This window comes from Pseudoalteromonas shioyasakiensis, from assembly GCF_001550135.1.
Taxonomy (GTDB): Bacteria; Pseudomonadota; Gammaproteobacteria; order Enterobacterales; family Alteromonadaceae; genus Pseudoalteromonas; species Pseudoalteromonas shioyasakiensis.
On record NZ_LRUE01000013.1, the window covers coordinates 374014 to 389923 of the forward strand.

General features: G+C 42.4%; 9 protein-coding genes. 4 read left to right on the forward strand and 5 right to left on the reverse strand.

Annotated features, from left to right (window positions below; genetic code table 11):
- Positions 1-50 precede the first annotated feature (50 nt).
- Complete coding sequence (locus tag PASHI_RS06895; RefSeq protein WP_062565044.1) at positions 51-3611, forward strand: ImpA family metalloprotease; 3561 nt, start codon at positions 51-53, stop codon at positions 3609-3611.
- A 139-nt stretch (positions 3612-3750) separates the two neighbouring features.
- On the forward strand, positions 3751-4224 hold the full coding sequence (locus PASHI_RS06900) for a VOC family protein (protein ID WP_062565045.1): 474 nt from the start codon (positions 3751-3753) through the stop codon (positions 4222-4224).
- Here PASHI_RS06900 and PASHI_RS06905 read toward each other — a convergent pair.
- Positions 4221-5861 (reverse strand): BamA/TamA family outer membrane protein, encoded by a 1641-nt coding sequence (locus PASHI_RS06905; protein ID WP_156426467.1) that lies wholly within the window; start codon positions 5859-5861, stop codon positions 4221-4223. The two genes, PASHI_RS06900 and PASHI_RS06905, sit on opposite strands and share 4 nt — an antisense overlap.
- A 233-nt stretch (positions 5862-6094) precedes the next feature.
- Here PASHI_RS06905 and PASHI_RS06910 point away from each other — a divergent pair, with 233 nt between their 5' ends.
- On the forward strand, positions 6095-7408 hold the full coding sequence (locus PASHI_RS06910; RefSeq protein WP_062565047.1) for a DASH family cryptochrome: 1314 nt from the start codon (positions 6095-6097) through the stop codon (positions 7406-7408).
- 115 nt (positions 7409-7523) lie between these two features.
- Complete coding sequence (locus PASHI_RS06915; RefSeq protein ID WP_062565048.1) at positions 7524-9206, forward strand: sensor domain-containing diguanylate cyclase; 1683 nt, start codon at positions 7524-7526, stop codon at positions 9204-9206.
- Here PASHI_RS06915 and PASHI_RS06920 read toward each other — a convergent pair.
- From PASHI_RS06920 to PASHI_RS06935, 4 genes are all read right to left on the reverse strand, one after another.
- The gene (locus PASHI_RS06920) at positions 9192-9761 is read right to left on the reverse strand and encodes a DUF2799 domain-containing protein (protein ID WP_062565049.1); all 570 of its coding nucleotides are present in this window, start codon (positions 9759-9761) and stop codon (positions 9192-9194) included. The genes PASHI_RS06915 and PASHI_RS06920 overlap by 15 nt on opposite strands.
- A 119-nt stretch (positions 9762-9880) precedes the next feature.
- Positions 9881-11548 carry an asparagine synthase-related protein gene (locus PASHI_RS06925; protein ID WP_062565050.1) on the reverse strand — a complete coding sequence of 556 codons (1668 nt, stop codon included), beginning with the start codon at positions 11546-11548 and terminating at the stop codon, positions 9881-9883.
- 112 nt (positions 11549-11660) lie between these two features.
- Positions 11661-13544 (reverse strand): acetate--CoA ligase, encoded by a 1884-nt coding sequence (locus PASHI_RS06930; protein ID WP_062565051.1) that lies wholly within the window; start codon positions 13542-13544, stop codon positions 11661-11663.
- Positions 13545-13693: 149 nt separating this feature from the next.
- The gene (locus PASHI_RS06935; RefSeq protein ID WP_062565052.1) at positions 13694-15910 is read right to left on the reverse strand and encodes a tetratricopeptide repeat protein; all 2217 of its coding nucleotides are present in this window, start codon (positions 15908-15910) and stop codon (positions 13694-13696) included.

Genomic DNA, 15910 nt, shown 5'->3' on the forward strand with positions numbered 1-15910 from the left:
GTATCGGCTTATAATGTTAAAAAGTTGTTTACCATACCAATAAGAACTCAATGAACGCACCTTACTCTTTGTGCAAACGCTCGCTATTATGCTCGGCTGTATTGCTAACACTTGCTGCTTGTGGCGGCTCAGGCTCAGATGAAAAACAAACAACAACCCCTCCTGTAACCGAAACACCACAAAATCAAGCGCCGCAAATCAGCGGTCAATCACAGACTTTACGTGTTGGTGAAACCTTGAGTTTTAGCCCTGAAGTCTCTGATCCAGATAATGACCCACTTACTTTGTCTGTAACAAACTTACCAAGTTGGCTAAGTTTTAATGAAGCCTCAGCAAGTATCAGTGGCACGCCTGAGCAAGTAGGTAAGTATGCAAACATTGAGTTTACGGTCACTGATGGGCAGCTCTCTGCACAGCTTTTGATTGATATTAATGTAGAAGCCAAACTTATTGAGAATACACCGCCAACGCTCACGTCCACCCCATCAGATAGCAATGAAGGCCAAGCTTATACTTACCAGCTAACATTTACTGATGCACAAAATGACACTGTGGTAGTAAGTGAAGTTAGTAAACCTGATTGGCTTAGCTTTGATGCGACTAACCTTAGTTTTAGCGGCACGCCCTTGTTTGCGAATACGGGCGAACAGCAAATTCGTTTTCGTTATTCAGATGGCGAAGTGACCCAGCAGGCAGAGCAAACATTTAACATCGCTGCCAGAGCAAACTCAGCGCCTGTGGTGTCTCCACTGAGTAGTGAAGTTCGTGCTGAGCAGGCTTTGAGTGTGCAGTTAATCAGCACCGATGCAGACAACGATGAAGTGAGCTTAACCGTAACAGGGTTGCCAACGTGGCTAAGTTTTGATGAGCAAACTAGCATCTTATCAGGCACCGCGAGTAATGAAGATCTTGGTGAGCATAAATTCACAATCACAGCCTCTGACTCACGTGTACAAGCAAGCTTCGAGTTTGTGTTAAACATTACTCAAAGCTATGTAGCTGAGGCACTAGAAACGGGTAATGCGCTAGTTGTGCCAAACAGTGAATTGCTACTTGATGCGACCATTAATGAAATTGATACCCACAAAGCGCGCTTTCAAAGCATTAAAAATAGCTTATTTGCTTTTGGCTCAAGCTCCGCTCTTGATGAATTAAGCTGGTATCCAACATGGGATGCAACGTTATTAAATGCCACTTATCCATTCAATGAGCCAGTTCTACTTACCAACAATAGTTGGCAAGATGGTTACGAGACAAAAGTCAGAAACCTTGCAGTTGTCGGTACTAGTGATGGGGAGCAGGGCCGTTACTTAGTATTTGGTAGTAATCCTTATCGAAATACCATTAACGAGCAAATGACTCAGTTTTTGAAAAACAGCACCACCTGGTTAGCTGGTAGAGAAATAACCGCAGAGCAGCCACTTAAACTTGTATTAGCGCAACTTGATCAAAGCTATTACTTTCAAGATAGGATCAAAACGCGAGAGTGGTTTGATAGTCAATATGAAGGCATGGTGAGCTATAACGACAATGCTAGTTGTGACAACGACGCTTTAGCGGCGTGTTTAACAACTGACACGGATGTACTGATTATCTCTCAGCATGAGCGTGAAGGATTAAATATTGATAATGTTGTGGCTGCAGTAAAGCAAGCGCAAGAAAACGATATAGCAGTGATATATATTCAGCGTGATGGTAGTCAAACAGCACTCGGTAAAGCGCTATTTGAATTACTCCATGTGAGCGTTGCAGGTGATAACTATTGGCACCGATTAGAACTGGCACAGTGGAACCCAATTGCTATCAACGACAGCTTGCCAACTGATGCGCAAACTATTAAAGACTTACTTAGCCGCTTTAAAAGCAGCGAATTTAGTGTTGATTTAAGTGCCTGTGATAATCGTAGCTGCCCAGCTGAAAGCCAATATCAGCAACAGTTTAGTGATGCGGCAACGATCATTAATTCGGTTTTTAGAGGTTTTGACCAAGCGAAAACAGATATCTTTACAGAGCAGGGCTATCGCTTTTACCAGTTACTGGCGCTGCTTGCAGATCATTATCGCCAAGTTGTAAGCTTCCCGATGGATAAGCTAAGCACCGATAATACAAGCTTCTTTCGTGCCCTGTTTACTGATCATGCGGTATTAAATATATGTAAAGTTAACCCACTTCAAGTTGATATGGGTAATTTCAGCCGTAGTGATTTTAGTCATGTAACACCTAAAACCGTCACCGTGAATATGCAGAGTAAGGCGTATTTTCGCTCAACGGGTGTGTATGCCTTGCCGGGGCAAACGTTTGCTATTAAACGCACCGATAATCAAGCAGTGAATACTAAGGTGTTTGTTAATACTCTGCGTGATGGTGCAACACATTACATGAGCAGCAATGGCTATAATCGACCCGCTAAATTGCAGTCAGTTCATGTGCCTATAGAGACAAATGAAACAGTCTATTTTACGTCACCTTATGGTGGGCCAATTCAAATTGAGTTTGATAAAAATGATTTAGATGTCAGCTTTGAATTTAGCAATGTAGGTGAGCACCCGTATTGGCGTAGCAGCAGTGATGATGAGCGCTTTGCTGAGTTGCTTGAAAAAGGTGACTATGATTGGGCTGAGGTCGCAACTGGTGGCTTTGAAGTGCATTCAAAGCTCGAAAAAATGCGTATTTCAATTAACGATGGTTATTGGCCTGTAGCGTCTGACTTCGCCCATGCAGTAGAGCGTTATACTCATAACTATCCGCATGTACTTGCTGGTTTCAAAGGGCCGGGCATCGATGTGGTTAGCGAAATTCATGACTTTGCGAGTGCACGCAATATCGAAGTACAAACAATTGATATTGTAAAACATATGAATGCAGACCAACCGACCTGTGGTTGGGGTTGTTCTGGTAATCCGTATGACGCAGGTTGGAATTTTAATCCAACTGGGCATGGCGATATCCATGAATTAGGACATGGTCTTGAAAAAGGGCGCTTTCGTATCGAAGGGTTTGGTGGCCATTCAAATACCAACTTTTACTCCTACTACAGTAAGTCGAAGTTTGAAGATGAAACGGGCTTTTCGGCATCGTGCCAAAACTTGCCATTCGAGAACTTGTTTGATCATTTACAAGCCAGTAAACAAAGCGCAGATGCATTTGCTTATATGCAAGATTTAGCAATGTCTCAGTGGTCGCAAAGCCACGCTATTTATTTACAAATTATGATGGCCGCACAGGCACACAATAAGCTTGAAAACGGCTGGCATTTATACCCTCGCTTACACATTTTGGAGCGTGCGTTTAATCTAGCTGATAACAGCGAGACTAATTGGCAGGCACAAAAAGATGCACTTGGCTTTTCAAGCTACAGCTTGTCGGAGGCACAAAGCATAGGCAACAATGATTGGTTATTAATAGCGCTTTCAGAAGCAACCGAGCTCGATTTGAGCAACTACTTCAGCATGTGGGGCATGGCAACGTCAGACAAAGCAAAACAGCAGGTTAAAGCAAAAAACTACACGGTATTAGGTGATGTTTACTATGCCTCATCTGCCACAGGTTATTGCACGACGTTAAATCAAACAGAGGTTGCAATTGATGGGGCTCAAAGCTGGCCTGAATAATACACCGCTTTGTTAAGTTGATTGGTATTTGTATTTAAAACGCCAGCGAAAGATTTCGCTGGCGTTCTTACCATTAGATTAGTGAAATTAGCTACAACTGCTACCTTTATAACTCACACATTAAACGTTGAGGTGTAACATGGCTGTTTCTGCAATCCCAAAAGGCTTCCATGCGGTAACCCCATATTTGGTTATTGAAGGTGCCACTAAGGCGATAGAGTTCTACAAACACGCTTTTAATGCAGAGCTTGTAATGCAAATGCCCTTGCCTGATGGTGGAGTGGCGCATGCTGAAATAAAAATAGCCGACTCTCATATTATGCTTTCTGATAATTGCCCTGATGTGCAATTTAAGTCGCCGCAACAACTTGGCGGTACACCGGTGAGCATTATGCTGTATGTTGAAGATGTCGATGCTGTTTTTGCTAAAGCTTTATCGCTTGGGGCAAAAGAGCTGCGCCCAGTACATGACCAGTTTTATGGCGACAGATCAGGGACTCTAGAAGACCCTTTTGGCCATATTTGGACTATAGGCACACACAAAGAAGACCTAACCGAACAAGAACTTATGCAGCGCATGGGCGAGCTTATGAGTAAAGAGCAGGATGCTTAAAAAGTGGTTTCAACCGACATTCCTATTTGCCATGAATCAACGTCTTGGTAACTGCCCAGAGGCGTACTAAAGTCGATATGGATCACATTGTCGTTACTTGAACGCGATGAATATAGGCGAATACCAACACCTGCACTGGTTAGCATTGAATCTGAAATATTTGCAGTTTCAGTGCTGCCAAATGCTTGGCCTACATCAACAAAGCCAACAAAGCCTACATCTACAAACTGATACAGATTGATGTTAGGGTACATTCTTAGTTCCGCCGTTGCTTGTACGCTTGAAGTACCATGTTGGTAACTTTCTGGGAAGCCACGCATACCTTCTTCACCACCAACAGCCAGTGGTTTGTCAGCAAATTCATGGTTTTGCCAATGACCATTTAGATGCGCATAAAAAGCAAATGAGTCTGACCAGCGATAGTTCATTTGTGCTTTTGAATAAAGCGCTAAACGGTCATCAAGCTCAGTTCCGACATTGCCTTTCATTCCAGCGGCAAATCGATACAAGGTGTTATTGTTGAACCACGCTTTGGTAAGATTTGTATCAAATAAAAAGCCTTGGCCAAAATTTACGGTATCGATGGCAAACTTTGAATTTAGCTCCCAACCGAGGTTAACGTCTTCGTTGTGGTTTATTAGGTCAATATCGTGCAATACGGCGTAATTGTCTTCTAGCCAATGTAATCCGACCCAAGGCGCTGCAATGGTATAATCGTTAAGGCCGTCAAGCAAAGGTTCTGTTTCAAAAGGGCGGTAACTAATATCTTGATAATCAATCCCGGCAAGCCAGTGAAAGGTTTGCTGACTGTCTTGCGATAAAATTCCGCCGTAAGCAAACTGGGCGATTAATTCATCGGTAAAGAACTCTGAAAGGGTCATACCATTTTGATAGATATAACTTTTTTGCTTTTGTGATTTAGCAAAGTAGCGCATTAGTGCGTCACTGCTGCGTTGATAAAAAGGCTGATGATAATCCACTAAAAAGACTTGCCCGTCATCGTAATCATCAGCTTGTAAAGTGAGGGTTGCATGAGGCTGCCAAGGCACTGGCATTTGCAGCACTGAGTGGTAGCCTGAGCGTTCATGATCTGATTTGTACTTTAATGATGCGCGAATACCGTAGCCTAAAAAGTTTTCTTCTTTAAAGCCTAAGCTGTATTTATTATTGCCGCTACTACGGCCAAAATTAATGGTTGGCAATAAACTCCAGGTATCCCAGGTATCGATATGCACCACGCGAGGCTCATCTTCAAGGCAATCTTTTGTATAGCTAACCTTGGCATCTCTTAAGTATTTTTTGCTGCGCAGAATACGCTCAGCTTCTTGTAGCTGACGCTCACTGACTTGGTCACCCTCTTTGAAGGTTATTTGCTCACTAACAACTTTGTTTTTGGTATCTATGTGCAGCCAGTTTATAAAGCGATGTAGGGCGGTTGTCTCGGGGTCATTTGGATCGAAAATCGTATGCGTATCAATGTTGAGTTTATCAACCGTGATGTCTTTGTCTTCGCTTAACTCTGCAGTGGTTTTGCTTTTTACTTCACAAACCACATCTAAGCTTAAAGGCTCGTTTGCATAAACAGTCCCTGTAGCAGTGCATGTTATTAATAAAACAGGTGTTATTTTATTCATCATTTTATGCCTACTAAATACCAAGGAGACGCAGCGTGTTTGGCTTTATCAACCTTAAATTCTTTACAGTTATCAGCATAAAATCGCTAACTTAAGAAAAACTTAACTAAAACTTAAACTTCATTGAAGATTGTAAGTTTATGATTAATAAACGTTATGCTAACTATCTGTGGCGAAGTTAATCGACAAATAGCTGGCTTACGTATGATTTCTTAAGGTTTCTAATAGAGTAAATAATGAAAAAGCGTGTTTTATATTGGCTGCAAAATGATTTACGCCTAGTCGACAATGAAATTCTATCTGAGTTAGCTGATTTTGATGGCGAGCTTGATTTAGTGTTTGTGATTGAACCGCGCTGGTTTAGGCAAACTAACTATCAATCAAAACCGTATGGCATGCATAGACACCATTTTTTACGTGAGAGCCTAGCAGCATTTGCACAAGCAGTTGAGAAGCTTGGGCAAACACTCCATGTGCTTAGTGGTGAGCCTGAGCAAGTAATCAGTCAGCGATTACAAAAGTACGATATTGAAACTTTGGTTTGTACCGAGCAAGTTGGCGTTTATGAGCAAAAACAGCTCGATAAAATCAAAGTGTTATGCCCAGAAGTGACGGTGAAAACCTATCAACAAGATACCTTGTTTAAAGAAACGGACTTGCCTTTTCAGCTTGATGACCTACCTAAAAACTTTACTGCCTTTCGCAAAAAGGTAGAAGCTGAGCCAACCTTTATAGCAGCGCCACAACAAGCTGCTAGTTATTTACCTCACCCAGTTCAGCTATGCCCTGAGCAAACTATAGATGATGTTCCTGTTCACTCAGGAAGTTTTAAAGGTGGCTTAGTTGCAGCCCAACAGCATTGTAATGCGTACTTTTCATCTAAAGCACCAAGTAGTTATAAAGAAACTCGTAATGAATTAGACGGCTTTAGTAACAGTACTAAGTTCAGTGTTTGGCTCGCTGGTGGCACAATTAGCGCAAAACAGCTATACCGAGAAGTTGAAGTGTATGAGTTACAAAACGGTGCAAATGAGTCGAGCTATTGGATAAAGTTTGAATTACTGTGGCGCGAATATTTTAAGTGGCATGCAATGCGCTCTGGCGCAACACTCTTCCAGTTTAAAGGGCAAAAGCACAGTGCACCGCTGACGACTTTTAACAGCCAGCGCTTTAATGCGTGGTGCCAAGGTCGCACGCCATTTGCTTTGGTAAATGCAATAATGCATGAGCTTAATGCTACAGGCTATATCTCTAACCGCTCGCGGCAAATTGCGGCAAGTTGTTTAGTTAACGAGCTTGAACTGGATTGGCGCTATGGCGCAGCGTATTTCGAACAGCAACTCATCGATTACGACGTGGCTGCAAACTGGGGGAATTGGCAATATATTGCGGGTGTCGGCGTTGACCCTAGAGGCGGTCGACATTTTCATATTAATAAGCAAACAGCCCTTTATGATCCTCTGGCGCGGTACATTCGAAAATGGCAAGGAGATCAAACCATCGTAAGCACAATCGACAGTGTTGATGAGGTGGATTGGCCAAAAATGTAATAGCCTGCGTTAGATCAATATTCTTCACGGATTTTTAGTGTTTTTTTATTTTGTTAACTAAAATAATGATTAAGGCTTACTTTTATTTCGGGTGAGCTAGTTAACAAGGCTAATTATGGCATTTAGTGAAGGGTATGATGCGATTAAATCGCAGCTTGGATTAGACATTGCTCAGCTAATTCTCGACAGTGGGGATGCGGGTATCTGGCTTTGGAATGTACAAACAGGCGAAACCATTTTTAATGATAAGTGGGCCGATATTATCGGTTATTCACTGCAAGAATTATTGCCAGTTTCAATTGAAACTTGGCTCAGCTTTGCTCACCCTGACGACCTGTCAAAATCGGAACAGCTATTAAACGCTCACTTTAAAGGTGACTCTGAGCGCTATATTTGCGAAGCACGAATGAAGCATAAACAAGGGCACTGGGTTAAAGTGCTCGATAAAGGCAAAGTGCAAAGTTGGGATGAAAATGGCAACCCTGAGTGGATGTTAGGCGTTCATATCGATATTACTGAACAGTGGTTAAAAGAGCGTGAAATTGAGTTTTTACATGCTAAGTTGCAAAAGTTTACTGATAACTTACCGGGGTTTGTTTATCAGTATGTGGTCGAAAATGATGGCACCGCATATTTCCCTTTTGCCAGCTCCAAAGTCTTCAACATTTATGGCTGCACGGCAGAGGATATAAAAAAGTCTGCTGATTTAATGATGCATATTATCCATCCAGATGACTTAAAGCGCGTTATAAAAAGCATTGAAAAATCGCGAGTCGAATTATCCGAGTGGCATGAGGTTTATAGAGTCAATCACCCAACTAAAGGGGGGATTTGGGTTGAAGGAAAGTCCTCACCAATTGCCCGTGCTAATGGCAGTGTTGAGTGGAATGGTTATTCAGAAGATGTCACTGAAGAAGTTAAAAGTAACGAAAAAATACAGCTGCTTACTGCGGTCTTTACCACAACAAGTCGTGGTATATTGATCACCACCCCTGAGCCTAAAATTGTGGATGTTAACCCTGCTTTTGAGCAAATTACAGGCTTTAGTAAGGCAGAAGTGCTTGGTAAAAATCCATCTATACTCTCAGCTAAGCAGCAACCCAAAGAGTTTTTTGAAAAGATGTGGGAGCGTTTATTAAGTACTGGCCGTTGGCAAGGTGAAATATGGAACAAGCGCAAAACTGGTGAAGTATTTCCTGAGTTGTTAACCATAGATGCTATGTATGACGAATATGGCCAAGTGAGTCATTACATTGGTGCATTTGATGATATTTCGCAGGCAGTAGAAAAGCGCCAACTGCTTGATGAATTAGTCAATCAAGACCCACTGACTAAGCTGTTAAATCGGCGTGGTTTAGATATTCAGTTACACTCATTTTCTCATCATGCGGCGAATGAAGGTAACCAGTTCTCGTTGATTTATGTCGACCTTGATAACTTTAAACTGGTAAATGATACCTTTGGTCACGAGCAGGGCGATAATCTACTTCTAGAAATCAGTGAGCAGCTTTCACTTCAGCTGCGTGACAAAGACATATTAGCGCGCATTGGTGGCGATGAGTTTGTGATTGTGTTGCCAAATTTAGCAAAGCTCTCTGTTTGCCAAGACATTGCTGGACGCTGCCAAAAAGCAGTTGAAGGCGTAGCAAAGCGCTACGCAACCAAAGTGCCTGTGAGTGCTAGTTTTGGTATCGCGCTTTACCCAGAGGATGGTAAAAATGCCAAAGAGTTACTCGCCACTGCTGACGAGCAAATGTATAAGATGAAGCTTAAACATAAAGCATCACCACTCGGTTGATATTTCGACACTCGGCAATTTATTTAAAAGCGGAAGTAAAGCACGCTCTTTGCGTAAATCTTTGCGCTCGTTTTCTAAATCTCTTCGTTCTCGATATAGCGCTTTTTGCTGGCCATTATCAAGCTGATTGCTGTTAAGCTCTGCACGAATATCTTTTAGGCGACGGTCTATGTCGTCAATTCGGTCATCAATGTATATCAGCCTTTGTTGTACTTGATATCTGTCGTTACCTTCTTGCCATGCTTTACGAAACGCCGTGCTATTACAAACACCATTGTAAGATGCGCCTTGCATACCAAGCGTAAAGCCATTTTCGGGCTCACAATACACTGCCAGACCTTGATCGTATCCCACTTTATATTCAGCAATATCGGCACTTACGCCATATTCGCTGCATTGTGATAAGGCATCGATGCCATCACGATACTCAGTGCCATCTGCACCATGTTTATAACCAATACCATGCCAATTGGCTTGTAAACATTCATCTTTACTGACTGAGGTACAGCCTGCTAATACGATTAATGGCAGTAGAGGAAGTATCCATTTTCTCATTAAAGTCTCAGCTTAAATTATTAATAACTGACTTGATTCTAGCCTGTAATATTATTTTTTAGAAAGTAGTTTTTGTATTTCATAATAATGCCCTCAGATGAGGGCATTGTGACTACCAATTACCACTGACAGAACCGCTGAGCAATGCGTATATTTGGCTGAGCATTCTTTAAGTGAGCTAACTGTAATAAGCATAACGCGGTAAAGTGACTGCGTTTGATCAGTTGATGGCGATCAAAGCGCATGATCTCGTACCACAGCTTAAAGAGCTCGCCAAAACGCATCAGATTGTTATTGTTAAACTGCCACTGTGATTGGTAATTTACCTTGATAGGACAAGGCATATGACCCGGATAGGCTTGCCAGGGGGCAAGCATAGCACGTGGGTAACTGGTTTTAAGCCAGCGTTGATAAAAGCGGTGCTTACGAACATATTCAACAGGGACAGCTAAAGGATATTGTAGTACCTTCCACGAATAAAACGGATGAAAGAACTCCATTTTAAATTCGCATACTTGCTCGTTTGGAATGCTCAAATGATGGTGTTGATCATTGAGTAGCAAAAACAATTGAAATGCTTTTTCGAGTGGTAGCTCGGCTAACGGTTTAAAACTAAGTTTTAGGTTATCAATTAATTTTTGTTGTAGTAGTGACGCATTATGTACCACTGACTTTGGCAAATAAGCGTACTGCTGATCTAAATAAGCTTGAATGAGCTTATCAAGATTGTTTTCTTTTGCCGCATCATAAATAGCGTCGCCATAAAATACGGCACCTAAGCCAACACTGCCACCATTACCAGACCAACTAATTTGTGGTCTTGAAACGGTTTTATATTCATTGTGATGTGCTTTGCGCCAGTATTTGCCAAGGCGCTGCTCAACAGAGAGCGTTTGCGTGTCGCGTACTTGCACAACTTCAAGTTTAAGGGCATTTTGCGAAGCATATTGTTTTGCGCAGTAGAGATCTTGGCTATCTGATTGCGAAAAATTAAACGACTTAAGCTCAACACCTTGGCGTAATAGCTCGCAGTTAATTAACCGTGAATCAAGGCCGCCAGACAAGGTGCTCAGCACTTTTTTATCGGTGTGCATCGCTTTTGTTACCACACTGCGAAAAGCCTGAGTAACGCCTTCAATTGCATCGGTCACCTCTCGGTTTTGTTTGGCAAGGGCGACCCAATCAAAGTAACGCTGTTTTACCACGCCGTGGCTGGCATCGAAACGTAATATTTCGCCTGAGTATGAGCATTTAATGTTTTTGTAAGGCGTGTGATCTAATAGCGGGTAACCAAGCACAGCAAGCTCTGTGAGTGCTTCGGCATCGCTTTCAAGCTCAATACTCAGCTGTTTAAATATCCCCAAGTTGGTTGAAAACAGTAAGCCTTGCGCCGTTTTTAAGGTGTAAAACGGTTTTAAGCCAAGTGGGTCGGTGGCAAGTACTAAGCTGCCTAATTGGCTATTAAACTGGCAAAAGCTAAATACCCCTTCACATTGCTGTAAGCAAGTGTTGAGCGAAGCTGTATTGGCCATGGTTTTTAAATCATCACAGCGCGAGCTGCTCAGTAAAGGGTGACCAATCAGCGTTGCAATTTGCGACTCAGTTTGCAACCAACTCGCTTGTTGGTAAGCATCAAAGTCATAGTGAAAAATAGCTCCATTATCGCAATCAAAGCGCTGAACATCTGCTTTTTTATAGCGATTAAATACATCAGCTAGTTGATTAATATAATGAAATTCTGTTTTGCCTAATTCATTGAATTGGATATAACCTGCGATAACAGCCATGTTAACCACCTTTTCGTTTGCTAACTTACATGTAAAGTTGCAAGCCATAGGCCAAAACGAATAAAGGCCTTAAACAAGGCCTTTGGTAACATTACAAAATTACAAACGCAGATCAGCGATTGTTAAGTTGTTGGTTGATTTCATCAAATATACTCGCATCATCAATGGTTGATGGAATTTGCAGTTCTTCACCATCGACCAATTGGCGTAAGTTCTTTCTGAGTATTTTCCCTGAGCGGGTTTTTGGGAGGCGTTCAACATGCAAAATGTTTTTCAGGCAGGCAATGGCGCCAATTTGATTTCTTACCGAGTGCACTAACTGTTGCTCAACTTCTTTGCTATCGCCAAGATAATCGTCTTTGAGCACTATCATCGCCATGGGTAATTGCCCTTTGAGTGCATCGTTAACACCAAATACTGCACATTCAGCAACAGCAGGGTGGGCTGCTACAATTTCTTCCATTTCACCGGTTGATAAGCGATGACCCGCAACGTTAATTACATCGTCGGTACGACCCATAATAAATAGATACCCATCGTCATCAATATAGCCGCCATCACCAGAGAGGTAATAACCTGGGTACTCGCTTAAGTAGCCCGCTTGAAAGCGTTCATTGTTTTGCCAAATTGTTGGTAAACAGCCCGGTGGTAAAGGCAGTTTAATTACAACTGCACCGCTTTCGTTTGCAGCGCACTGCTCACCATTCATATCAAGAATTTGTACATCAAATCCCGGTGTTGGCACCGTTGAACTACCCGGCTTAGTAGCAAGTTGTTCAATACCAATTGGATTACACGCAATTGCCCAACCTGTTTCTGTTTGCCACCAGTGGTCGAGTACAGGCAAGCCGGTGTTGTCTTTTAGCCATTCATAAGTGGGTGGATCTAGGCGCTCACCGGCCAAGAATAAGCGTTTTAAACTTGAGGTATCGTATTGTTTAAAGCCCTCAGCGGTAGGGTCTTCTTTTTTAATTGCGCGAAACGCAGTAGGAGCACTGAATAAAGCGGTGACTTTATAATCTTCTACAACACGCCAAAACGCACTGGCATCTGGGGTTCTTATTGGTTTGCCTTCGTAAAGTACGGTGGCACAGCGATAAATGAGCGGTGCATAAACAATGTATGAGTGACCAACCACCCAGCCAATATCTGAAGCTGCCCAAAATACCTCGCCGGGTTTCATGCCATACACGGTTTCCATGCTGTAATGCATTGCAACTGCGTGACCCCCGTTTTCTCGAACCACCCCTTTAGGTGTGCCTGTGGTGCCTGATGTGTAAAGAATATAAAGCGGGTCGTCGCCTGCAACAGGCACTGCATCGACTGCACTTGCTGCATCAGAGGCTGATTGCCAATCGATGTCTCGGCCATCTTGCATCTCGGCAATCGCTTGCTCACGCTGAAATACAATACAGTGTTCAACAGCATGCTTGGCAGTTTCGAGTGCTTCATCAAGCAGTGGTTTATATTCAATCACATGATTAATTTCGACCCCGCAAGACGCAGTAAGCACAAGCTTAGGCTTTGCATCATCAATACGCACCGCGAGTTCGTGTGGTGCAAAACCACCAAATACAACGGAGTGAATGGCACCAAGACGCGCGCACGCTAGCATACCAATAACCGCTTGTGGGATCATTGGCATATAAATGACTACACGGTCACCTTTGCTTACGCCAAGGGATTGCATGAGTCCTGCAAATTTAGCAACTTGAGTTTGTAACTCGCCATAAGTGTATTGTTGTTTGGTATTGGTAACAGGAGAGTCGTAAATCAGTGCAGTTTGGTCGCCATAGCCTGCTTCGACATGTTGGTCGAGGGCTAAGTAACAAGTGTTTAATTGACCATCGGCAAACCAATGGTAAAAATCATTATCGTCATATTGATAAGGGGCACTTGGCTCTTTAAACCAAGGAATTCGTTTACTTTGCTCAAGCCAAAACTGACCCGGATCGCGCTGGAACTGTTGATATTGTTGTTGATATTCGCCCGCCATTGTGAGGCTCCTATACTTTTTAGTGAGAGACCCTAAAAAATGTAGGTGTTTTTTTGATTAAATAATATGCGACCTTGGTCGGCATTAATTGGGCTAAATGTCGTGAAATCGCCCTGTTTAGGGGCGATTTTAGGGAATCGTGGTGCTAATTAAACCTGTTGTTCACTAATAAGCGGTAAGCAAATGAGGATCTTAACGCCACCTAGCTCACTATGCTCAGCTTTAATAGTGCCTTTGTGTGTTTCAATCAGGCTTTTACAAATTGCAAGCCCAAGGCCTGAGCCGCCTGTTTGACGGCTGCGCGACTTATCAACGCGGTATAAACGTTCGAATATTTCAACTAACTGATTATTGGTAACGCCGGGTGGGGTATCTTCAATACTAAAAGTAATACTCTGCTCTGAGGCCATTGCTATAAATTTAATTTTGCCGGGTTTATCAGTATAAAAAGTACTGTTTGATAAAAGGTTCGTCAGTACTTGCTTAATTTTATCGATATCCCATGTGACTTTGATATCAGCAGCAAGGTGAATGTTACAAGTAAATTCAAAGCCTTTGTTTTCTACAAAAGCAGTAAAGTCTTGCTGCCAAACGGATAATACATCAGCAAGTAAATAGGGTTTTAGTTTCAGATATAGGCTATCGGAGTCAGCTTGTGCTAGTTGATGGATATCACGGATCAGTACATTGATATCGGTAAGTTTTCGATTAATGGCATCGTAAGAGGCATCTACGTCTTTGGCGATATTGTATTGCAATGCTTCAACTTGCAATTGTAGTGCTGTGAGTGGCGTGCGAATTTCATGAGACACATCGGCTAGTAAGCGGTTCTTTTTATCAACGACTTCTTGGAGTAGCTGTGCTCGTTCACTGGCAAGCTTACGCTTTTTAAATGAGCGGTAACCAAAGCCAGATATCAGCAAAATCACGCAGCTTAAGCCCAGTAACCACGCTTTGAATTGCCATTCACTTTCGCTTAGTTGAGCCGCTTGAATTTGCTTTTCAGCACTCAATTGGTTGATTTCTTGCTGATTTCGCATAAAAGCTACTTGGCTTTGCATCGCGGCCACGGTTAAGTCGTGCTGATTTTTACCGGTACTATCTTCAAGGGTTTGATAGCGGTTTTGCGATTCAAATGCTTGTTTATACAGTTGTAAAGCAAGGTAAGAGTCAGTGAGTAACTTATTTAAACTAATTTGATCTTCAACATCTTGCAGCTCATCAGCCTGTTTTAAAGCCTGCTCTGCGGTTTTAATTGCTTCAGCGTGATCATCAAGGGCTTGATAAATACGTGTTTGAGTGATCCCTAAAGATACCAAGTGTGAGCGAAAATTATAGTCAGTAGCGATTGCCAAAGCGCGGTTGATATAGGCTTGCGCTTCACTTATGTTATTTTGTTTTAAAGCAATTAACGCCATTAAATCGTACGAGCGACATAGCCCTGTGTTTGAAGATGATTGCTGATAATAGCTAATCGACTTTTCTGCGTAATCTGTGGCTGTAGCAAGTTCGCCTTGTTTTAGCGCAGCGTAGCCGACCTTCATGGCACTGTTACCGATGTCGACTTTTGAGCCAATTTCTAAATCCAACACGTGGGACATTTTAAAGTGCTTTAACGATTGAGCACTGTCGCCCATACGGCGGTAAACTTCGCCAATTTCGTAAAGCGAATCGGCTATGCCTTTTTTGTCATCAAGCTTTTGATGCAAAGAGAATGATTGAGTTAAACTTGCAAGCGCCGCATTGTGATCGCCAATAATGGCTTCGATTATTCCTAAGTTTAGTAATGCCGATGCATACGATTTTTCATCATCAAACTCATTTAAGATATTAACAGATTTTTGTGCCTCATTTAGGGCGGCTATGTATTTATCTTGCCAGCGTAAAATGGCTGCTAATCGCTCATAAGACTGGGCAATCAGCACAGAATCTTTTATCTGTTTAGCAATAGCTAATGCATCTCGGTAGTGCTGCTCTGCTGTTAGAAAGTTACTTTTTCTGCCTTGTGCGTAGCCCTGAATAAGCATCGCTCGTACTGCAATAGCCTGATTACTTTGCTTTTGTCCGTACTCCAGTAGCTGCTCTGCATAGCTCAGTGCTTGATCATAATCACCACTGCTCACATTCATAAATGCCAGCGATTCGAATGCCTCTTGTATGATGTTAGGCTCATTGACGAGAGTTGAGTCGTTAGTTAACTGCTCAAATATTTCAGTGGCTTGGTTTGGGTTACTATTGCGTAGTGACTGGGCTTCGTTTAGCTTTTCTAACGCTTGTTTAGGGGTAATAGCATAGGTGCTTAGCGTTAGACAGCTAAGGGCACAAGCTAAGGCTAAGCTTTTATAAAATAATGGAATGTTTTTCAT